Source organism: Rhodoferax sp. AJA081-3 (assembly GCF_017798165.1).
Lineage (GTDB): Bacteria > Pseudomonadota > Gammaproteobacteria > Burkholderiales > Burkholderiaceae_C > Allorhodoferax.
The window spans coordinates 1,791,625-1,813,625 of record NZ_CP059068.1 but is presented as its reverse complement, the minus strand read 5'-3'; the positions used below and the strand labels follow the sequence as shown (position 1 = coordinate 1,813,625).

The following is a 22,001-nucleotide window of genomic DNA, read 5'->3' as shown; positions in this document are numbered from 1 at the left end:
TTTCCCATCCACCAGGACCTTTCAAGATGATGAAGATCAAGAACACACGCAGCATGGCTTTGGCACATACCGCACGGATGGCGGGCAGCGTATGGCTGGCCTGCACCCTGTTGTTGTGGGGTGGCGCCGCTACCGCCCAAGAGGCCGCGGCAGCACCCAATACGTTGATGCGCAAGCTCGACATCCTCAAAGGCACCTGGGTGGGCGACGCCAAGGGTGTGGGGCCAGATGGCAAGCCCTACACGGTGCGCCAAACCGAACGGGTGGGCTCCATGCTGAACGGCGATGTGCTGGTGATAGAGGGGCGGGGTTACAAGAGCGACGGCTCGCTGGCCTTCAACGCCTTTGGCACGGTGTCGGCCGATGCCAAGACCGGTGCGTACGACTTCAAGGCCTATGCGCAGGGCCGGTCCGGCAACTACCGCATGGAGTCCATTCCCAACGGTGTGGTATGGGAGCTGGCGGCCGGGCCGAACGCCACCGTGCGTTACACCATCACCATTGAAGATGGCGTGTGGCGCGAAGTGGGGCACTACCTGGCCAAAGACCAGCCGCCGCGCCAGATCATCGAAATGACGCTCAAACGCACCGGTGATACCGACTGGCCGGCGGCCCAGCCTGTGACGCCATAAAACGCCGCTTGGTCTAAAGCTGCGTGGGCGCCTTGGCCGGGAACGCCACGGTGAAGCAGCTCCCCTGGCCGGGTGTGGATTCGACCGTTAATTTGCCACCCAGCAGCGAGGTCACGATGCGGTGCGAAATGGCCAAGCCCAGGCCCGACCCGCCTTGCCCCAGGCGGGTGGTGAAGAAGGGGTCAAAGATGCGCGACACCACGCCCAGCTCCATGCCCACGCCGTTGTCCATCACTTGCAGGTGCACCCAGCCACTGGCCGCGTCGAGTGTTGCCTGCAGCGTGATGGCGTCATCGGGCCCGCCGGTAAAGCCGTGGGTAAATGAGTTTTGCACCAGGTTGGTAATGACCTGGCCCAGGGGGCCGGGGAAGCCATCGCAGCCAATGTTGGACGGCACGGCGTTGCGGATCTGGACGGCGCTGGATTTCTTCATGGTGGGGCCGAGGGTGTTGAGCACATCCTCCACCACGTCGTGCAAAAGAAAGTCGCGTCGCCGTTGAGAGGTCTGGTCAACCGCGACTTGCTTGAAACTGGTGATCAGGTCGGCAGCCTTGCGGATGGTGCTGACCTGCAGTGCGCTGACCTCGCCCAGAAACGACAGAAACCGTTGCAGTTCGGCGCGTTTTAATTCAGTGCCGTTCACCAGGTCACTGAACTCGGCCACGCGGTCTTGCAGCGTGCTGGAGAGCATCAGTACGTTGCCAATCGGGGTGTTGAGCTCATGCGACACCCCCGCCACCAAAGAGCCCAGTGATGCCAGCTTTTCTGAATCGACCAGCTCTTCCTGAGACCGCTTGAGCAGCGCAAGCATATTGCTCAACTCCTCGGTGCGCTCGGCAACACGCTTTTCCAGCTGTTGCTCCCGGACCTTGGCCTCGGTGATATCGCTCAAGCGCACAAGGCAGCCCTCTTGCAGGGGGGCACAGTAGACCGAAAACCAGCGCCCCTCGCCATCCAGGCTTGGGTGCGCCGCAATAAAGCGTTCTTCTTCCAGTTCGTGCGCCGATGCAAGCGCCCGCTCGCACAGGTCCGCAAACCCGAGCGCCTGCCAGCGGGGAAGTGCCTGGGCCACTGGCCGGCCTTCTATCTTGGCGGTGCCTGCGTCGGCCAGTTCACACATCGTCTTGTTGGCTACCAAAACCATCCAGTCGGTGCGCCCCGGTACTTCACCAACCACACGCCGCAGCGCCAAGATGGCATCGTGGCTGCCATCCAGCACCGCATCCAGCAGGTGGGCACGCATCTCCAAGGGCTGGTTGTAGACGACCAGTGTCAGCCCACCATCGGCGCGCTGCAGCGGCAGTATCAGGCGCTCCCAGGTAAACACCGAAGACGCCCGGTCCGAGTAGTGCAAGGTGTATAGGGGCCTTCGTTGCGCCTGCACGCTGCGGTAACAGTCCAGGAAAAAGGGTGCCAGCACACCGCCAAACTCGGAGACCCGTTTACCGGTCATGTTGATCTGGCTGTGGCGGCTGATCTCTACGCCGTAGTGCAAGTATTTGAAGTCGCCATCGTCCAGAGCGTCCAACACCATGACCTTGGGGACGTACAAGCGCAATGGCTCTGCCACCGGCTCTCGGTGCAGCGCGAAGTCGTCAACGTCGGGAAGGTCGGCATTGCGCCGGGGCAGCGCCTGCCAGGCAAACAGCAGCGCCAGCACATCGGCGTTGGAAACCACCGACTCGATCTCGTCCCACACCATGCGGTGCCAAAACGGTGTCTCTGCTGTCATATGCTGTTACCCCACATCGGTGCGCCGCTTTTTTTGGCTGGCCTTCATCGCATACATACGTGCGTCTGCGGTGGCCAGGCAGTGGTCGAGCGTGTTGCTGTTGTCCAAACGCAAGGCGTAACCCAAGGCGCTGTTGGGGTGCATGGGCGTGCCGTCGGGCAGGGTGTGGGTCAGTGTGGCGCAGCGCGTCTGAAAGGCTTCGAGCTGTTGTTGCACAGAGGCGTGGGCATCGGTGAGCGGCACCAGGAACAGAAATTCATCACCCCCCATGCGGTAGCCCTTGGCTGCGGGCCAATGGGCGCGGGCAGCCTCGGCCAGCATCTGGATCAGGCGGTCACCGGCGGCGTGGCCGTAGGTGTCGTTGGTGCGTTTCAGGTTGTTCAGGTCGGCCACTACCACCGCCTGCGGAAAGCCCAGACTGGTGCTGAGCGCATCGGCATGGTGGCTGTAGTGGTTGCGGTTGAACAGGCCGGTGAGCGTGTCGGTGTAGAGCAGCTCTTCGCGTTCGCGCAGAAACTGCGTGGTCAGGCGTTCGTTGGTCAGCTTGCGGGCGGTAACGGCGGTCACCACCACAATGGCCACCAGGGCCAGGCTCAGCAGCCCGGCGATCCAGCGCAGGCGGCCAGTGCTCTCGTTGGTCAGGGTGGGCACCCCCTGCACGCCGCGGTACTTCATTTCTTCAAACGACAGCAGCGGAATCACCTTGTCCATGATGCTGGCCAGCTGTGGCTGGGTGCGGCTCACACCAAAGTAGACAAACGAGTCGCTGGAGGTGTTGCCCCGTTTGACCAGGTCCTGGTAACCCAGTCCGTTAATATAAAACTCGGCCACGGTCGGGTTTTCTATCAGGTAGTCGGCCTCGCCCTTGCGCACCTTTTGCAGGGATTCCATGATGTCCTGCGTCTTGACAATACGCGGGTCGCGCAGGTTCTTGCGCAGGTACTCTTCGTGCCAGAAACCTTCGATAACGGCGACCCGCAATCCATCCAGCGCATAGATGTCCGACACCGGTGGGCTGGTCTTGAGTCCCACCACAATATCGCGCTCCTGGCTGATGGGGTGGGGGAACACAAAGTCGCGCAGCCGGTCTTCGGTCTTGGCCATGTCCACCACGTGCACCTTGCCGGCGCGGGCCTGGTCCATGATGTTGGCAAACGGCGCTGACACCACCGTGTAACGGATGCCAACGGTGTCTGCAATGGCACGGAAATACTCACCCGCGATGCCCAGGTAGCGGCCGTTGCTGTAGTAGTCAAACGGCAGGTAGTCTTCGGCGACGCCCACCACGGCTTCACTGGACGCGTCCAGCCAGTCCAGCTCGGCATCGGACAACCGCAGTGCCTTGCGGTTGTAGATCTTGCGGGCATCGCGGGCCATGGTGGTGATGCTGTCCTGGTTATGGTCCAGGTAACGCTCCAGAATACTGGCCAGCATCGCATCCTTGTGCAGCACGGCCAGCGTCATGTCGGAGGTGATGGCCCGCAGCTGAGCCATCACCGCAAGCTCTGGGTTGCCCACCAGGTATTCCACCTCCACCCCGCCGCCCGAGGTCACGAATGCATCAATGCTGCCCTGGGTGAGTGCCGCCAGGGCCAGGTTCTGGTCAGAAAACACCAGGGGTTTGAAGTGGATGTTGGGGTAAAAGCGGGGCAGGGCCTCCAGCACAAAGTCGTTGGCGATCACACCCAGGCGTTTGCCATCGAGCTCGCTCAGAGTTTGCACGTTGCCTGCCTTGGGGGCCAACACCACATAGGGGTAACGCTGCGCGGGTGCGGTAAACCGCATGATCTTCTCGCGCTCGTGCGTCGGGTTGGCACCGTAGAGTATGTCGATCTTGCCGGCCACAAAGCGGCTGTAGGCGTCGTCCCAGTCGGAGCTATTGGCCGGGACCAGGCGCAGCCCTGTCTGTTTGTGGATATCAGCCAGCAGCAGGTGCAGAAAGCCGTGGCGCTTGCCACGCAACTCAAAACTGTCGACACCGCCAAACGGGTCAAAACCTACGGTAAAGGTCTGCGCCTTGTTGTGGTCCAGCCAGGCGGTTTGCTCCGTGGTGAGGGGAATGCCCGCGCCCGCTGCGGCGTGTACGGTCGGCAGCAGCATGGCGGCGGCTAGCAACAGGCAGGCCCACCAGGCCCTACCAAGCGCCAAGCCGTGCTGCTTCAGCATCCGAGGGTGCCCCTTGCGTGGGTATTGACGTTTTCCATGGTAAACAACTATACGGCTTCTACATGCAAGAATGCCCCGGGAAACCCCAATACCAAGACCGTCGATACAACATGCAAACAGTACAACTCGGCCGCAGCGGCCTACACGTCACCCCCATCTGCCTGGGCACCATGACCTTTGGTGAACAGGTGGATGAGCCCACCGCCCACACCATAATGGACCGCGCCGTGGAGCGTGGCATCAATTTCCTGGACACGGCCGAGATGTACGCCGTGCCGGCCCGCGCCGAGACCTACAACGCCACTGAAAAAATCATGGGCAACTGGCTGGCCGAGCGCCCGGGCCTGCGTCAGAAGCTCACCATCGCTACCAAGGTGGCCGGCCCCTCGCGCGGGATGCCCTGGGTGCGCGGCGGCAAGGGCGACACGTCGGCGCAGGACATCATCGATGCGTGTGATGGCAGTCTGCAGCGGCTCAAGACCGATGTGATCGACCTATACCAAATCCACTGGCCGAATCGCTCGGTGCCCATGTTTGGCGGGCTGTACTACAAGCCCGCGGACGACAGCGCAGTGACCAGCCTTCATGCCCAGTTGGAAGCGTTGGGCCAGTTGGTCAAGGCCGGCAAGGTGCGGGCGGTTGGCTTTTCCAACGAGACGCCGTATGGCGTGCATGAAATGGTGCACCTGGCCGAGCAACATGGCCTACCACGCATCGCCACCGTGCAAAACGTCTACAACCTGATCAGCCGGGGGCTGGAGAATGGGCTGGATGAAACGATGCACCGACTGGGCGTTTCCCTGCTGGCCTATTCACCGCTGGCCTTTGGGTTGTTGACGGGCAAATACGACGCATCGGGTACCGAGGGGCCGAACGCGCCGCAGGAGGCGCGTATTGCCCGCTTTGAATCGGTACGCAAACAACGCTGGGGCCGCCCGCAGTCTCTGGCCGCCGCCCGGCGCTACAACGCGCTGGCGCAGTCGGTGGGGCTGACACCCACGCAGCTGGCGCTGGCGTTTTGTTACACCAAATGGCAGGTGGCCAGCACCATCATTGGGGTGACTTCGGTGGCCCAGTTGGATGAGGATATCAACGCGTTTGGTACGACGCTGGCGCCTGAGACGTTGGCGGCGATTGATGCGATTCGGTTGGAGATGCGGGATCCTGCTTTTTAGTCCGGGGGGTGTTGCATAAAGTGTCTGCGCAAATCGAATGGGTCAAAGAATGAATGGTGTTCTCCCTCCTGCTCCGCCCACCGTGGTGTTGGACGGCAGCCCCGCTACCGGGCGTTACACCGGAAACCCGGCACACGTCGATTGGTCGGGTCTGCAAGGCGCCTTCCAACGCTCGGCTTTGTGGAAGCGTTTTCACCACAAGCGCTGGCACTACGTTGCCATGGCCACGGAGCAGTGTTTTGTAGGGCTTGCCATTGTGGACCTTGGTTGGACCAATACCGCCTTTGCCTATGTTTTTGACCGTCAGCAAAAGAAGCTGCTCGTCGATTATTCCCAAGATGGTTTGCCCGGCCTGACCGCACAGGTCAGTGACCGCCCCACACACGGAGCGGTGACGTGGTTTCGCCATATCGGCAGCAGCATGCGTTATGAGCATTTGCAAGGCAGCCGCTACCGCTTGCACGTCTGTATCGGCAAGGATCTGGAGATGGATGCCGAGCTGGACAGCGCGCAGGCACCACCGTTCCTCTGCGCCATTGGTCCCATTGGCCAGGGTGGCTGTGCCCACTCCACGGTGAAATCGTCGGCGCTGTCGTTAAGCGGCCAGGTCAGGGCGGGCGGAAAAACCTTTGACCTTGGCGGTGGCGTGGCCAGTTTTGATTACTCCAATGGCCTGCTGGCCCGCGATACCCAGTGGCGCTGGGCCTCGGCCCATTCACCCAGCGTGGGTTTCAATCTGCAACAGGGCTACTTTGGCAACCATGAAAATGCGCTGTGGCTGGATGGTGAGTTGATTCCCTTGGACAATGCGCATTTTGACTTTGAGCCCAAGGCCCCATTGGCACCTTGGGACATCCACACCGACGACGGCCTGCTAGCCCTGCGGTTTCAGCCCGAAGGCGCCCGCCAACAAAGCAAGAACCTGTTGGTGGCAGCCAGCTACTACATTCAGCCCATAGGCAGCTTCAGCGGGACCGTGAAAACATCACCCAACGCCACAGCGCGGCAGGTTCATGCACTAGTGGGGGTGACAGAAGACCACCAATCCCGCTGGTAGCCCGGTGTCTTTATCGCAGGCAGTCGTCCAGCTGACGCATGGTGAACAAGCGCTCGGTGAAAGTATCGGACCCGCGCATCGGCTGGGTGGGCAGGGTCGGCACTATCGCGCTGTAAGAAACGCCAGTGCAGACGGGTTGTTTTATACGCAAGGCTGGAAAAGACGCAGAGCGGAAGTAGTGGACAGCGATTTTCCTTCTCCATACCGGCCATGTGTTCCCGGCGCGCGCCACCTTTGTGGGATGACTTCGATGCGCATGTCGGTGAGGGTGTTACGGCCGATCCAGACTGGGATCTGGCTGCACAACCGCCCCTTCAATATGAGGTCGATCAGTGCATCAACTGGTGACCGGGCAAAACGGGGATTAAGACTCACTGCCGGGCAGCGGTGGACCGGCCAAGCACGGTCTTACTGCGGGCGCGGTGAAGGTTTCTACGTGGGGTGAGGGTTCTTCCAAGAGTCGATTCTTGGCCTCAGTGGTTGAACTTACTGTCCGTGTTACGCTCGTTTTTTGTATGTTCCATGCCGCTCACTGGAGAAGCCTTTTGAGAACCGTTGCCATTGCCTTTGCTATAGCGCTGACCAACGCACTTCCTGTTCATGCCGCTGCCGTCGCTGGCGTGGAGTTGCCCGCTGCGCATGCGCCATGCCCTGTGACCGATACGCACTGGGGCGTGAAAATCGAAGACCCCTACCGCTGCCTGGAGAACCTGGGCGAGCCCGGCGTACAGGTCTATATGAAGGCGCAGGCCGAGGCCACCGAGAAAGTGCTCTCACGCATTCCGGGCCGGGAGCCGCTGCTCAAGCGCATCCAGGAGCTGGATTCCGAGGTGCCTGCCAACGTGACCGATGTGAGCCGCGATGCCAAGGGCAATCTGTTCTATGAAAAGCGTCTGGCCAGCGACAACCAGTTCAAGCTCTACTTGCGCCGTGGCTTCGACGGCCCCGAGAAGCTGCTGGTGGACCCGGAAGCACTGGCCAAGGCCACCGGCAAGCCACATGCCATCGGCGCCTACAGTAACAGCCGCGACGGTACCTTGGTGGCGTACAGCATTTCAGCCGGCGGAGCCGAAATTGGCACCCTGCGTGTGATCAATACCGAGTCTGGCCAGGAGGTGATGCCGCCGATCGACCGCATTCGTGGCGGCGATGCGAGCTGGCTCGATGACGGCTCGGCCTTCTTCTACTCCCGCCTGGCCCTAGGCTGGGAGAATCGCCCGCGTGCCGAGCGCTTCATGGACAACACGGTCTATCTGCGCCGTCTGGCCGAGCCGGGCAAGGATGTGGCGGTGTTCGGCCCCACGGTGCACCCCGAATTGGGCCTGGACCGATCCGACGGCGCTAGCGTGCTTGTGTTGCGCGGGCAGCCCGTGGCGCTGGCCGTTGTCTACCATGGTGTGAGCCGCTACCGCTCGTTGTACATGAGTGAAACTGCGGCGCTGCTGGCCGGCAAGCCGCAGTGGCGCAAGGTGTTTGATCAGTCCGCGCAGGTGAGCCATATCAGCACCCATCAAGGTTGGCTGTACCTGCGCTCGGCCAAGGAGGCACCGCGCTACAAGCTGCTGCGTCTGGCGCTGCCGCAGGCGGACATGGCCCGTGCCGAGGTGCTGGTGCCCGGCGGCGCGGAGGTGATCACGGCGATCGCCTCCGCCCCAGAGGGTCTGTACTTCACCCGCCGCGATGGCGCTGCCAAGAGGCTGTACCGTCTGCCGCATGGCGCGGAAGCGGGCGCTGCGGCGCAAGCCATCAAGCTGCCGTTCGAAGGCGATGTGGCTATTGCCGATGCAGACGCCGAGCTGCCTGGCGTGGTGCTGCAGCTCTCGGGATGGACGCGATCAGCCCGACACTACTTTCTGGCCGCCACAGACACTGAGCCCAAAGAGCTGAACCTGGCACCCAAAGGCAAGTTTGATGCGCCAGCCGGTGTGATAGCGCGCGAGGTAAAGGTGAAAAGCCACGATGGCGTGGAAGTACCGGTATCCATCATCTCGCGCAGCGACATCAAGCTCGATGGCCGAAACCCCACCATGCTCTACGGCTATGCCGCCTATGGCACCGTAGAGGAGCCGGGCATTAGCCCGCGCACCCTCGCTTGGCTGGAGCAGGGCGGGGTGATGGTGATCTGCCATGCGCGGGGTGGCGGCATCCTGGGCGATGAGTGGCACAAGGCCGGCCACAAGACCACCAAATTCAACACTTGGCGTGACGGCATTGCCACGGCCGAATGGCTAATCCGTCAGGGCTACACCTCGGCGTCGCGGCTGGCAGTGTATGGCGGCAGCGCCGGCGGCATCTTCGTTGGACGCGTGGTCACCGAGCGGCCCGATCTGTTTGCCGCTGCGGCCATGGGTGTGGGCAATCTGGACCAGATTCGCAGCGAGACGCGAGCCAATGGGGCCGGCAACATCCCCGAGTACGGCACGGTGAAGATCGAAGAAGAGTTCCACGCCCTTCGCAACAACAGCACCTATGAGCACATCAAGCCCAACACCAAGTACCCGGCGCTGATGTTCGAGCATGGCGTAAACGACACGCGCGTGGACGTGTGGATGAGCACCAAGGCAGGCACACGCTTCGCGGCGGCCAATCCCGATGGCAAGCCGGTGTTGATGCGCCTGGAGTACGACGCGGGTCATGGAGTGGGCTCCACGCGTATCCAGGGGCAGCAGCGCACGGCAGACCGCTGGTCTTTCTTCCTCTGGCACGCGGGCGTGCCGGGTTTTCAGCCGAAGTGAGGCCTTAAGTGCTGCGGCTTGTGAAGTCGGCGAAGCACGATGGTTAGTAGGCACTAAACCGAGGCCGACCTGAATAGGTTTCTCGGCTTATACCGCTGCATCACTTGCCTGCGGCAAATAGGCGACGTCCAAGCCACGCCACTTGGCGCGCCTGCGGAGCTGCCGCTTCCCGGCACTCTCTACAACCCTCAACACCCTGAGCGCACACTTCCCTACATGACAATTGCCGCACAACTCGAGACGTGGCACTGTTCAGTGCAGCGCAGTTTGACGGCCAGGGCGACCACCACACCCCTTGGCCCTCTGTGCGCCAAGCCTTTCGAAAATACATCGAATGCGGTATCTTCGCCAGCGGTTTTGCCGGCGCAAGGTGTGATAACTGCGGGCACGACTGCTTCGTCGCCTACTCCTGGATAGGCCAGAGCGTCTGCTCCTCGTGCAAACTGCGACGTATGGCGAGGGGAGAGCATTGGACTTCCATAAAGCAGTCACTGGCGGCCGACTGCAACGCCCCATCACCTCCAAGTTCCACAAAACTTTGGCGGGTAATTGCCTAAAAATATGCCGGTAGCCCCGTGAAATATCAATAGTCCGCTATTAAAATAGAAGCAAACCTAAGCCAATCGCACCCGATGCCGCGCAATCTGCACCTGCACCTGCACCGGCGCAGTACCCCCCAGCGTCTTGCGTGCGTTCAGGCTACCGCGCAGGCTCAAACATTCGTAAACGTCTTTCTCAATCATCGGATTGAACTCCTGCAGCACCGCCAGCGGCAGTTCGGATAGGTCGCAGGCGTGTGAGGTGGCGGCCTTGACGGCATGGGCCACGATCTCGTGTGCATCGCGGAACGGCAAACCTTTCTTGACCAGGTAATCGGCCAGGTCGGTGGCGGTGGCGTAACCTTTTAACGTGGCCTGCTCCATGGCCGGCGCGTTGACGGTGATGCCGCCTTCTTTGACGCCGGTTGCAGGGTTCAACTGGCCGCCAATCATCTCGGAGAAGATGCGCAGTGTGTCTTTGAGGGTATCCACGGTGTCGAACAGCGGCTCCTTGTCTTCCTGGTTGTCCTTGTTGTAGGCCAGGGGCTGGCCTTTCATCAACGTGATCAGGCCCATCAGGTGGCCGACCACACGACCGGTCTTGCCGCGCGCCAGTTCGGGCACGTCGGGGTTTTTCTTCTGCGGCATGATGGAGCTGCCGGTGGTGAAGCGGTCGGCAATCTTGATGAAGCTGAAGTTCTGGCTCATCCAGATGATGAGCTCTTCGCTCATGCGGCTGATGTGCACCATGGTCAGCGTGGCGGCGGATGTGAACTCGATCGCAAAGTCGCGGTCGCTCACTGCGTCCAGGCTGTTCTGGCAGACCTGCGGGTTGCCATTTTCATCGACCATGCCCAGCGTGCGGGCGACACGTTCGCGGTCCAGTGGGTAGCTGGTGCCGGCCAGGGCGGCGGCGCCCAGGGGTAGGCGGTTGGTGCGGCGGCGCACTTCCGCAAAGCGCTCGGCATCGCGGCTGAACATTTCCACATAGGCCAGCATGTGGTGGCCAAAACTCACGGGCTGCGCCACCTGCAGGTGGGTGAAACCGGGCAGGATGACGTCCACATTTTTCTCGGCCACGTCCACCAGAGACTTTTGCAGATCCACCAGCAGTTCGCCAATCAAATCAATCTCGCTGCGCAGCCACAGGCGTACATCGGTGGCGACCTGGTCGTTGCGGCTGCGGCCGGTGTGCAGGCGCTTGCCGGCGTCGCCCACCAACTGGGTCAGGCGGGCTTCGATGTTCAGGTGCACGTCTTCCAGGTCCAGCTTCCACTCAAAGTTGCCGGATTCAATGTCTGCGGTGATCTGCGCCATGCCGCGCTGGATGGACGCGTGGTCTTCGGCACCGATGATGCCCTGGGCCGCCAGCATCTCGGCGTGGGCCAGGCTGCCGGTGATGTCGGCCTGCCACATGCGCTTGTCAAAAAACACGCTGGAGGTGTAGCGTTTGACCAGATCGCTCATGGGCTCAGAGAACAGCGCGGACCACGCCTGGGATTTTTTATCGAGTTGGTTTTTGGACATGGTGGGCAGGGCGGGTAATGGAGTCAAAATCCGGGTTCATGAAAGACACCCAAATATTATCGGCGTTCCACGACATGCCCCCGCCAGCCGACGACGGCAGGCCCGCGGGCGCGCAGCCGGTAGAGGCGGGTTTGGTGTTTGACGCCTGCCAGACCGGGGTGGTGTTGCGGGCGGTGTTGTTTGTAGAAGTGTCTGCGGGTGTGGGTGTTGCATTTTTTGCCCACGATGCGATGGACTGGGTGATACGCCTGGCCATGGTGACCGGTGGTGCCTTGCCGGCAACCCTGTCGTGGTTGTTGCTGGCATGTGTGTCTAAGCGGGTGTTGGCGCGCCTGCCGCCGGTGGCGCAGTACATGGTGGCGGTGCTCATGGGAGCAGTGGCGGGCCTGTATGGCTGTGGCATGTTGGCCTGGTCGGGCATCATGATCAGCCCACCCTGGGTGGCCAGCGCTTTCAGCGGCGCCCTGTTGTCGGGCATTTTGGTGGCGGCGTTAGTTATGCGCAGCAAGGGCCGCATGCCGGCCGATACGTCGGCCCGGCTGGCTGAGCTGCAGTCCCGCATACGCCCGCATTTTTTGTTCAACACCCTCAACAGTGCTATTGCGCTAGTGCGGGCCGAGCCGGCCAAGGCCGAAGCGCTGCTGGAAGACCTGAGCGACCTGTTCCGCGAGGCCCTGAAAGACTCTGGCGAGCCGGTGCGGCTGGCGCAGGAGATCGAACTGGCGCAGCGTTACCTGGCGATTGAGCAGGTGCGTTTTGGTGACCGCCTGCGGGTGCAGTGGGCGCTGGACCCCGATGCAGACGGCGCGCTGCTGCCCCCGTTGTTGCTGCAGCCTTTGGTAGAAAATGCGGTGCGCCACGGCGTGGAGCCCAGTGACAAGGGTGCCGACGTGCGAATTTCCACACAACGCAGGGGGTCGATGGTGGTGATCAAGGTGACCAATACCGTGCCCAACGGGCAGGGTGAACAAGGCCAGGGCCTGGCGCTGCGCAATGTGCGTGAGCGGCTGGACCTGCTGCACGATGTGCACAGCCAGTTTCGCAGCGCACTCAAAGACGGTGTCTTTCAGGTGCGCATGGAGGTGCCAATATGACGGGCGTCGTGCTCAAAGCGCTGGTGGTGGACGACGAAGCCCTGGCCCGCGCCCGCATGCGCACGCTGCTTGGGGACTGCAAGACCCCCACGGTGCATTGTGTGGGTGAAGCTGCCAACGCGGTGCAGGCCATGGAAATGTTGCAGCATCAGGCCGTGGATGTGGCATTGCTCGACATCCACATGCCCGGAGCGGATGGTTTGGCATTGGCGCAATCCCTGCAGTCTTTGTCGCAACCACCGGCGCTGATTTTTGTAACGGCCCACGCAGAGCACGCCGTTCGGGCCTTTGATCTGGAGGCGGTGGATTACCTGACCAAACCCGTGCGGCTGGAGCGTTTGCAGCAGGCGCTACAAAAAGTAGAGCGATACATTCAATCCCGACGGGGGCTAGAGGCCAATTTGGCTCAAGACGATGTGCTGATCATCCAGGAGCGGGGCCGCACCGAGCGCATACCGCTGCAGCAGATTCTGTACTTCAAGGCCGAGCTCAAATACGTGACCGTGCGCACTGCCAGCCGCAGCTACATCCTGGACGGTTCACTCAACGAGCTGGAAGAAAAACACCGCGCCGACTTTGTGCGCATCCACCGCAACGCCCTGATCGCCCGGCGCGCCGTACGGGCGCTGGAGAAACACTTTGATGCGGAAGAGGGTGAAGGTTGGGCCGTTCGGCTGAATGGGGTGGATGAGTTGCTGGCGGTATCGCGGCGGCAACTGGCGGCGGTGCGGGAGTTGGTTTCGCGGTAGGTTCTCATTTTTTTAACTTCCGGCCCCCACTCCCCCCAGCCCCCTCGCCCCGCCGGGCGAGGGGGAGTTAAGGCGGACAGCCGATTTGGCTGCGTCGCGCCGAACACCCGTTTACAGGCGATACGGCGCGGTGGGTGGTGTGGGTACCCAGGTTTTGTTTGTGGCGGTCGTAGTCAACGGCTCTGGGTGGGTATGCCAACTCTGGCCGCTGCGCGTGCCAGTGGCTGTGCGCGAAAGCGGTTGCAATATTTACGACCGCTGGCGCTAGACCTGAGTGAGCAGGTCCGTAACGTAACCCCACTTTTGTAGTGCCGCATTCGGCGCGACGCCCCCAAATCGGCAGTTAAAAACTCCCCCTCGCCCGACGGGGGCGAGGGGGCTGGGGGGAGTGGGGAGTCGGATATTGGAAGTCGGAAGTTCGGAAGTTCGAAACTCACCCCGTATTCCGCAACCCAGCCGCAATCCCGTTGATCGAAATATGAATCCCCCGCTGCACCCGCTCATCCGCCTTGCCTTCCCGGTATCGCCGCACCAATTCCACTTGCAAATGGTGCAGCGGGTCAATATACGGAAAGCGGTGGCGGATGGAGCGCTGCAACGCCGCGTTGTTGGCAAGGCGGTTCTTGTCGCCGGTGATGGTGGCCAGTGCCTGGGCCGTGCTGTGCCATTCGGCCTCAATCGCGGTGAAGATTTTCTTGCGCAGCCGCGCGTCGGCCACCAGCTCCGAATAACGTGAGGCCAGCGCCAGATCACTCTTGGCCATCACCATGTCCATGTTCGACAACAGGGTCTTGAAGAAGGGCCACTGGCGGTACATCTTCTGCAGCAGGGCGGTGCGCTCTTTTTGCTCCGCAGGTGTGCCGGCGCTGATAAAAGCCTGCACGGCCGAGCCAAAGCCATACCAACCGGGCAGGGTCAGGCGGCACTGGCCCCAGCTAAAGCCCCAGGGGATGGCGCGCAGGTCTTCAATGCGCTGTGAGGCCTTGCGCGACGCAGGGCGCGAGCCGATGTTCAGTTCGGCGATCTCCCGTATGGGCGTAGAGCTGAAAAAATATTCGGTAAAACCGGGGGTCTCGTACACCAGCGCGCGGTAGGCGGCCATGCTGTTGCGCGACAGTTCGGCCGCTGCGTCCAGGTAGGCCTTGGTGGCGGACTTGGTGGGTTGCAGCAGCGTGGCTTCCAGCGTGGCGGCGACCAGGGTTTCCAGGTTGCGTCGGCCGATCTCGGGGTTGGCGTATTTGGAGCCAATCACCTCACCCTGCTCGGTCAGGCGGATCTGGCCGCGCACCGTGCCCGGGGGTTGGGCCAGAATCGCCTCGTAGCTGGGGCCGCCACCGCGGCCTACGGTGCCGCCACGGCCGTGGAACATGCGCAGCTGGATGGGATGGCTCTTCGCGAGTTCGTCAAACAACTCCACCAGCGCAATCTCCGCGCGGTACAGCTCCCAGTTGCTGGTGAAGATGCCGCCATCCTTGTTGCTGTCGGAGTAACCCAGCATGATGTCCTGCTCGCCACCACTGCGCTGTACCAGGGCCGCGATGCCTGGCAGGGCGTAAAACTCGCGCATGATGGGCGCGGCATTGCGCAGGTCTTCGATGGTTTCAAACAGCGGCACCACAATCAGGTCACAGACGGGGCTCAGCGGGTCAGCGCCGGTAGAAGTGGCGGGGCCGTTCAGCACACCGCGCATCAAGCCCACCTCTTTTTGCAGCAGCAGCACTTCCAGCAAATCGCTGACGGTTTCGGTGTGGCTGATGATGTAGTGGCGTATCGCCTCGTGGCCAAAACGTTCACGCATCACCTTGGCGGCCGAGAAAATGGCCAGCTCACTTTGGGTATGCGCCGAGTAACTGATGCCATGCACCTGCAGCGCACGCGCGTCGCCCAGCAGGCCCATCAGCAGCTTGCGTTTGGCGGCTTCGTCCAGGGCGGAGTAGTTGGTCTCGATGCGGGCAGTGGCCAGCAGTTCGGCAACCACTTCTTCGTGTTTATCGGAGCTCTGGCGCAGGTCCACCGTGGCCAGGTGGAAGCCAAATACATCTACCGCGCGGATCAGCGGGTGCAGGCGTTCGGCCACCAGCGCAGAGCCATGGTTGGCTTTGAGCGAGGCCTCGATGGTGCGCAGCTCGGCCGCAAACTCTTGCGAGCGTTTGTACGGGTTTTGTGGTGCCACCGCGTGGCGCGCGGCCTCGGTGCCGGTCAGTTCTTTCAGGGTAGCGGCCAGGCGCGCATAAACGCCGGTGAGGGCGCGGCGGTAGGGTTCGTCCATGCGGTGCACGTTCTGGTCGGGTGAGCTTTCGGCCAACGCCTTCATCTCCGGCGTGCACTCGTTCAGCATGGCGGACACCGACAGCTCGCCGCCCAGGTAATGCACCTCGGTCAGGTAGTGGCGCAGGGCCACTTCGGCCTGCCGGCGCAGCGCGTAGTCCAGCGTCTGTGCGCTGACGTTGGGGTTGCCATCACGGTCACCGCCGATCCATTGGCCCATGCGCAAGAAACTGTGCACGGGCTGGTTGTTACCCAGCAGTTGCTCCAGGTTGGCATACAGCTTGGGTATCTCGCGCAGGAAAGTCGATTCGTAATAACTCAGCGCGTTCTCCACTTCATCGGCCACGGTGAGCTTGTTGAAGCGCAGCAGCCGGGTCTGCCACAGCTGCATGACACGCGCGCGCATCTGGGCTTCATTGGCGGCGAGTTCGCGGGCACTGAGGGCATCCTTCTTGTTCTCAAAAAAGGCGCTGCGCATCTTGATCTCGTCACGCTCGGTCAGTAGTCGGGCAATGCCGCGCTCGGCGTCCAGAATACTCTTGCGCTGCACCTCGGTGGGGTGGGCGGTCAGCACCGGCGACACATAACTTTGCGCCAGTGTGCTGGAGATGGTCTTGGGCGCAATGCCGGCCCAGCGCAGGCGCGACATGGCTACATCGATGCTGCCTTCTTGTGTGTCGCCCGCGCGCTCGTGGATGGCGCGGCGGCGGATGTGGTGGCGGTCTTCGGCCAGGTTGGCCAGGTGCGAGAAATAGGTGAAGGCGCGGATCACACTCACCGTCTGGTCGCCGCTCAGCCCTTTGAGCAGCTTCTTGAGCGCTTTGTCAGCTTCCTGGTCGGCATCGCGGCGAAAGGCGACGGACAGGGTGCGGATTTTTTCTATCAACTCAAAGGCCGCATCACCCTCTTGTTCGCGGATTTCGTCACCCAGTATCCGACCCAGCAGGCGGATGTCCTCCACCAGGGGGCGTTCGTTGTCTTTTGCGCGTTTGGCGGGGGCTGGGGCGGGTACAGTTTTCATGGTGCCCATGCTAGCATTGACCACCCGCAATAGATTACAAATGGGTTACGACTAGAGGCCATGGCAGCACACAATTTAACAATCGCCACACGCGAGAGCCGCTTGGCTCTGTGGCAAGCGGGGCATGTCAAGGCATTGCTCGAACAGCAAGGCCACCAGGTCACCCTGTTGGGCATGACCACCAAGGGCGACCAGATTCTGGACCGTTCACTCTCCAAGGTCGGCGGCAAGGGCCTGTTCGTCAAAGAGCTCGAAGTCGCCCTGGAGGCCGGGCAGGCTGACCTGGCCGTGCATTCGCTCAAAGACGTACCCATGGAGCTGCCCGAAGGCTTTAGCCTGGCCTGTGTCATGGAGCGGGAAGACCCACGCGATGCCTGGGTATCCAGCCGTTATGCCTCCCTGGCCGATCTGCCGCAGGGCGCGGTGGTCGGCACATCGAGCCTGCGGCGCATGGCTTTGGTACGCGCCTTGCGCCCCGATCTCAAAATTGAAGGGTTGCGCGGCAACCTGGACACCCGTTTGAAGAAACTGGACGATGGCCTGTACGACGGCATTGTGCTGGCAGCTGCCGGGCTCAAGCGCCTGGGTTTGGAGTCCCGTATCCGTGCAACCTTCAGCCCCGAAGAGATGCTGCCGGCGGCCGGTCAGGGCGCCTTGGGTATCGAGTTGCGCGCGGGCCGTGCCGATGTGGTGCAGGTTTTGCAGCCGCTGTTACACACGCCGACCTGGTTGGCCGTGTCGGCCGAGCGGGCTGTCAGCCGCGTGATGGGTGGCAGCTGCTCCATGCCGCTGGCGGCCTACGCCACATTGCAGGGTGATGTGTTGAGCATCCGCGCAGTCTGGGGTGACCCGGACGGTGTGTTGCCTCTGGTGCACGCACAGGCGCAGGGTGCCGTAACAGATGCGCCAGCCGCCACGGCATTGGGTGAAGCAGTCGCGCGCCAATTGCAGGCCAAGGTGCGCCAGCAGTCCGAGCAAGGGGTCTGATTCATGCGTGTCATCGTTACCCGCCCAACCCAGGAAGCCGCGCAGTGGGTCCATGCGCTGAATGATGCCGGGTACAAAGCCCTGGCCCTGCCCTTGATTGGTGTGTTGCCCCCACCCGACCCGGCGGCCGTGGCCGCCGCCTGGGAACGCATCACCGAATTCGACGCCGTGATGTTTGTCAGCGGTAATGCCGTAGAACATTTCTTTGCGTCAAAACCACCTGCAGCCCCCGTGTTTGGTATGCCTGGTGCTACCAATATCAGAGCATTCGTGACCGGACCTGGCAGTTTGTCGGCTCTGAAGCGGGCGCAGGTGGATGTGCGTAGCATCGACATGCCGGACCGTGCGGCCGAGCAGTTTGACTCCGAGGCGTTGTGGGCCGTGGTGGCGCAGCGGGTGCAGCCTGGTTACCGCGTGTTGATCGTGCGGGGCAGCGGTAGCAGCAGTGATGCTTCGCCCGGCGCAACAGGCGCAGACAAGGCGGCCGACGGTGTGGGGCGCGACTGGTTTGCCGAACAGGTGCGCGCCGCGGGCGGCAGCGTGGAGTTTGTGGTCTCGTACCAGCGGCGTCCGCCCGAACTGTCGGAGAGTGACCGCGCCCTGGTGCGCGACGCGGCGGCCGACGGCTCCGTGTGGCTGTTCAGCAGCTCGGAAGCCATCGGCAATCTGGTCGCCACCTGCGCTGACCAGTCCTGGACCCAGGCCAAGGCAGTGGTCACCCACAGCCGCATTGCACAAGCGGCCCGCAAGGCTGGTTTTTCTGTTGTTTGCGAGTCACGCCCCACGCTGGCCGCTTTGATGGCGTCTATAGAATCGGTGGCATGAACACAGAGCCCAGCCTTACCGTGGCGAGTGCGCCTTCGGAGGGCTCGCCGGCACCCGCCCCAGGCCAGCCCAAGTCAACGGCTATGCGGTTGCAATGGGCCATAGCATTAGTCGCCGGGGTTGCCCTGGTTATCAGTGTGCTGCTGTGGCAAAAATTGGGCAACATCCAGGAACAGCTGGCGCGCCAAAGTGCAGATGCGGGCAGCCAAGCTGTCGAGGCCCGGGCCACCGCCCGGCAAGCCCAGGAGTTGGCCATGGAGACCGCCGCCAAGCTGGCGGTTGCCGAGGCCCGGCTCAGTGAAGTCTCCCTGCAACGCAGCCAGCTCGAAGAGCTGATGCAAAGCCTGTCGCGCTCGCGTGACGAAAACCTGGTGGTTGATATTGAAAGCGCGCTGCGCCTGGCACAACAACAGGCCCAATTGACCGGCAGTGTGGAGCCGCTGCTGGCCGCGCTCAAAAGTGCTGAACTGCGCGTAGCCCGGGCGGCGCAGCCCCGCTTGACACCGGTGCAACGTGCCATCACCCGTGACATCAGCCGCATCAAGGCTACGGCCCTGGCGGACACGCCCGCCCTGTTGGTCAAGCTGGACGAGCTGGTCTTGCTGGCGGATGAATTGCCGGTTGCCAACGCCCTGCCGACTAGCCGACCCAATGACACGCTCAAACGCAAACCCGAGGAAGCGGTTGCTGACTGGTGGGTGCGCTTGGGCCTGTTGGTGCGGGATGAGGTGCGCAGCCTGGTGCGGGTCAGCCGTATTGCAGACCCGGACGCGGCCCTGTTGTCGCCCGAACAGTCTTTTTTTCTGCGGGAAAACCTCAAGCTCAAACTGCTGAATGCCCGCCTGGGCTTGTTGTCGCGCCAGATCGATTCGGTGCGTTCGGATCTGGCCGCCGCGTCGGTGGCGGTGGGGCGGTATTTTGATGCGTCATCGCGCAAGACGCAGACCGCCAGTGCGCAGTTGCAGCAGGTGCGTGGCCAGTTGAAAGCACTGGAGCTGCCCCGGGTGGAGGACACCCTGGCGGCCTTGTCAACGGCTGCGGCGGGGCGCTGAGCATGCGGGTCGCACTGTGGCTGATGGCGCTGTTCGCGGTCGCAGTGGCCAGCGCGCTGTTTGCGGGCAACAACGCAGGCACCGTGACCCTGTTCCTGCCACCCCACCGGGTGGACCTGTCGTTGAACCTGTTTTTGTTGTTGTTGGCGGCCGGGTTTCTGACCTTGCACCTGGCCATGCGGGCCCTGTCTGCCCTGACGAATATTCCACACCAGGCGCGCAACTGGCGTTTGCAGCAAAAAGAACGTGCCATGCACACGACCTTGCTGGATTCGCTGTTGCACCTGGCAGCGGGGCGTTATGTGCGGGCGCGCAAGGCGGCCGAACTGGTCATCTCTTTGGAAGATTCGCTCAAGCGCAGCGGAGAACGCCTGGCTTACGGTGGGCGTCTGCGCACCTTGTCCCATGTGCTGGCCGCGGAAAGCGCCCATGCCCTGCAGAACCGCAGCCTGCGTGACAACCATTTCCAGTTGGCCCTGCAGGAGGCCGCGGGACGCGAATCGCAAGACGTGCGCGAGGGTGTGCAGCTCAGGGGGGCCCAATGGGCGCTGGACGACCGCGACGCGCCTGCCGCCGTGCAGTGGCTGGATCAGTTGCCGCAAGGTGCCTCCCGGCGCACGTTGGCCCTGCGCCTGCGTTTCAGGGCTGCACGCCAGTCGGGTCAATTGCAGTTGGCCCTGGAGACGGTGCGCCTGTTGACTAAGCACCGGGCCTATTCGGAAGCCGCAGGCAAAAGCATTGCGCGGGGTCTGGCTATCGAGCTGATCCGGTCCGCACACGACAGTGTGCAGATCCAGCGGGCATGGGATTCTTTGGACAGTGCAGAGCAACAGGTGCCAGAGGTTGTGTTTGAAGCGGCGGAGCGTCTGCTCGCGCACGGTGGCGCGGTGGCCGTGTCGCGCCAGTGGTTGTTGCCCGTTTGGGACACCATGGTGCAACGCCATGACGCGTTGACGCTGGCACAGCGGGAACGCTTGGCCCGGGTGCTGGAGCGTGGTTTTGCGGCTGCTGACGGTGCCCCGGATGCCGCGTGGTTGAGCCGCATAGAGACCGCACAAATGAGCAACCCGCGCGACGCGGTGTTGCAATACCTGGCCGGTGTGGTGTGTATGCGCCTGAGCCTGTGGGGCAAATCGCAGCAGTTGTTCAAGCAGTCACTGGCCATGTTGCAGGACTCGGAACTTGCCCGTGACACCTGGTTGGCATTGGCCCAGATGGCCGAGCAGCGCCAGGATATGGCTGCAGCGGCACAGGCCTACCGGGAGGCCGCGAAAAGGTGACGGGAGTGGGATTCAGGGCTATTATGCGGCCATGGCAACACTCACCGAACACATCATCAAGCTGACCGACCACCGGGATCGGGAGCTTCTGGAGTTGACCCTCTCCAAGGCACTGATTGACCTGTTGCGCATTGACCGTGTGGTCATCGCAAGGGTTCTCAGTGAAGAAGGTGTCAAGCGATGGCTGGAGGTTGCGTCGCTGGATGTGCGGGGCGGTGGCAAGGTGGTAGACCCCCTGCGTGTGGATTTTGATTCGCTGCGTGAACTGGCCGACGAGAAAGACCGCTTGCGCTGTTTGCAGACCCGCAGCCTGGTCGAATATGCCTGGGCCGGTGAAGAGGGGCCTCGCATCAGTTTTATCCCCTTGTTTGCCGACTCCGCCAGCGACGACGAAGGTGTGATCGAGGTGCATTCCGGCTCCGCACTGAGCCAAGGGCAGGTGCAGGTCATAGAGGACATCGTGCACGTGTTTCGCAACATGTACCGCCTGTTGGCCTACAGCGACCGGGATGCGCTGACCGGCTTGCTCAACCGCAAGTCTTTGGACGACACGTTTTACAGTGCCGTGCTCGAAGAAATGGACCACGGCCTGGAGGGCGAGACTGCGGTGCTGGAGGCCAGTGTGCTGCCGGTCGCCGAGCGCCGCCACCGCGTGCCACCCAATTATTGGCTGGGCACGGTCGACGTGGACCATTTTGGTGTCATCAATGACAAGAGCGGCCATCTGATCGCCGAAGAGGTGTTGCTGCTGGTGGCTCGCATCATGAACAACACCTTCCGCACTTACGACCGCATCTACCGCTTGGGCGGAGAGCAGTTTGCGGTGCTGATGCATTGCCCGGATGAAGCCCTGGTGCTGGCGGCCTTCGAGCGTTTCCGCGCCAACATGGAGAAGTTCAATTTCCCCCAGGTCGGGCGGGCTACTGCATGCGCAGGCTTCACCCGCGTGACTGCGGACGATTCACCCAGCACCACGCTTGAGCGGGCCGAGCGGGCCGTCGATTACGCACAACGCAACGGACGCAACCAGGTCCACAGTTACGACGATCTGGTGCGCAAGGGGCTCTTTGGTGATGCCGTCAAAGTTGGCGCCGTCGATATATTCTGAGTTCCTAACAGGCACCCAGAAGAAAGGGCCCCGAGGGGCCCTTTCTGTTGGTAG

General features: G+C 62.3%; 15 protein-coding genes and 1 pseudogene. 12 read left to right on the top strand and 4 right to left on the bottom strand.

Annotated elements, in window-relative coordinates; translation table 11 throughout:
• The first annotated feature begins 26 nt into the window (after nt 1-26).
• Complete coding sequence (locus HZ993_RS08420; protein ID WP_209397014.1) at nt 27-632, top strand: DUF1579 domain-containing protein; 606 nt, start codon at nt 27-29, stop codon at nt 630-632.
• A 13-nt stretch (nt 633-645) separates the two neighbouring features.
• Here the strand turns inward: HZ993_RS08420 and HZ993_RS08415 are convergent, their stop codons facing one another.
• Together HZ993_RS08415 and HZ993_RS08410 are read right to left on the bottom strand one after the other, a co-directional pair.
• Complete coding sequence (locus HZ993_RS08415) at nt 646-2,364, bottom strand: sensor histidine kinase (protein ID WP_209397011.1); 1,719 nt, start codon at nt 2,362-2,364, stop codon at nt 646-648.
• Between the two features lie 6 nt (nt 2,365-2,370).
• Nucleotides 2,371-4,530 carry a transporter substrate-binding domain-containing protein gene (locus HZ993_RS08410; RefSeq protein ID WP_209397001.1) on the bottom strand — a complete coding sequence of 720 codons (2,160 nt, stop codon included), beginning with the start codon at nt 4,528-4,530 and terminating at the stop codon, nt 2,371-2,373.
• Between the two features lie 110 nt (nt 4,531-4,640).
• Between HZ993_RS08410 and HZ993_RS08405 the strand changes: the two genes are divergently transcribed.
• The 4 genes and pseudogenes from HZ993_RS08405 to HZ993_RS08390 all read left to right on the top strand — a co-directional run.
• Entirely contained in the window at nt 4,641-5,705 is a 1,065-nt protein-coding gene (locus HZ993_RS08405; protein ID WP_209396999.1) for an aldo/keto reductase, read from the top strand.
• A gap of 49 nt (nt 5,706-5,754) precedes the next feature.
• The gene (locus tag HZ993_RS08400; RefSeq protein WP_209396997.1) at nt 5,755-6,762 is read left to right on the top strand and encodes a DUF2804 domain-containing protein; all 1,008 of its coding nucleotides are present in this window, start codon (nt 5,755-5,757) and stop codon (nt 6,760-6,762) included.
• Nucleotides 6,763-7,307: 545 nt separating this feature from the next.
• Nucleotides 7,308-9,497, top strand: coding sequence for a prolyl oligopeptidase family serine peptidase (locus HZ993_RS08395; RefSeq protein WP_209396991.1), 2,190 nt, complete (start codon nt 7,308-7,310; stop codon nt 9,495-9,497).
• Between the two features lie 159 nt (nt 9,498-9,656).
• Nucleotides 9,657-9,952: pseudogene (locus tag HZ993_RS08390) on the top strand (transposase zinc-binding domain-containing protein); the annotation flags it as partial.
• 159 nt (nt 9,953-10,111) lie between these two features.
• On the opposite strand, the gene argH reads toward HZ993_RS08390, so the two are convergent.
• Nucleotides 10,112-11,563, bottom strand: a complete 1,452-nt coding sequence (gene argH, locus HZ993_RS08385) for an argininosuccinate lyase (RefSeq protein ID WP_209396987.1) — start codon at nt 11,561-11,563, stop codon at nt 10,112-10,114.
• A gap of 38 nt (nt 11,564-11,601) precedes the next feature.
• Between argH and HZ993_RS08380 the strand changes: the two genes are divergently transcribed.
• On the top strand, nt 11,602-12,657 hold the full coding sequence (locus HZ993_RS08380; protein ID WP_209396985.1) for a sensor histidine kinase: 1,056 nt from the start codon (nt 11,602-11,604) through the stop codon (nt 12,655-12,657).
• Complete coding sequence (locus HZ993_RS08375) at nt 12,654-13,406, top strand: LytTR family DNA-binding domain-containing protein (RefSeq protein WP_209396983.1); 753 nt, start codon at nt 12,654-12,656, stop codon at nt 13,404-13,406. The genes HZ993_RS08380 and HZ993_RS08375 overlap by 4 nt, the downstream gene beginning before the upstream one ends.
• A gap of 433 nt (nt 13,407-13,839) precedes the next feature.
• On the opposite strand, the gene ppc is transcribed toward HZ993_RS08375, so the two are convergent.
• Entirely contained in the window at nt 13,840-16,695 is a 2,856-nt protein-coding gene (ppc, locus tag HZ993_RS08370) for a phosphoenolpyruvate carboxylase (RefSeq protein WP_209396974.1), read from the bottom strand.
• A 60-nt stretch (nt 16,696-16,755) separates the two neighbouring features.
• Here ppc and hemC point away from each other — a divergent pair, with 60 nt between their 5' ends.
• From hemC to HZ993_RS08345, 5 genes are read left to right on the top strand one after another with little or no spacing between them, the layout of a single operon-like run.
• The gene (gene hemC, locus HZ993_RS08365) at nt 16,756-17,682 is read left to right on the top strand and encodes a hydroxymethylbilane synthase (protein ID WP_209396972.1); all 927 of its coding nucleotides are present in this window, start codon (nt 16,756-16,758) and stop codon (nt 17,680-17,682) included.
• 3 nt (nt 17,683-17,685) lie between these two features.
• Nucleotides 17,686-18,507, top strand: coding sequence for a uroporphyrinogen-III synthase (locus HZ993_RS08360; protein ID WP_209396970.1), 822 nt, complete (start codon nt 17,686-17,688; stop codon nt 18,505-18,507).
• On the top strand, nt 18,504-19,559 hold the full coding sequence (locus HZ993_RS08355) for a uroporphyrinogen-III C-methyltransferase (RefSeq protein ID WP_209396968.1): 1,056 nt from the start codon (nt 18,504-18,506) through the stop codon (nt 19,557-19,559). Before HZ993_RS08360 ends, HZ993_RS08355 begins: the two co-directional genes overlap by 4 nt.
• Before the next feature lie 2 nt (nt 19,560-19,561).
• Nucleotides 19,562-20,839: a heme biosynthesis protein HemY gene (locus HZ993_RS08350; RefSeq protein ID WP_209396966.1), complete on the top strand. Its 1,278-nt coding sequence runs from the start codon at nt 19,562-19,564 to the stop codon at nt 20,837-20,839.
• A gap of 31 nt (nt 20,840-20,870) precedes the next feature.
• Entirely contained in the window at nt 20,871-21,947 is a 1,077-nt protein-coding gene (locus tag HZ993_RS08345) for a GGDEF domain-containing protein (RefSeq protein ID WP_209396964.1), read from the top strand.
• The last annotated feature ends 54 nt before the right edge of the window (nt 21,948-22,001 follow it).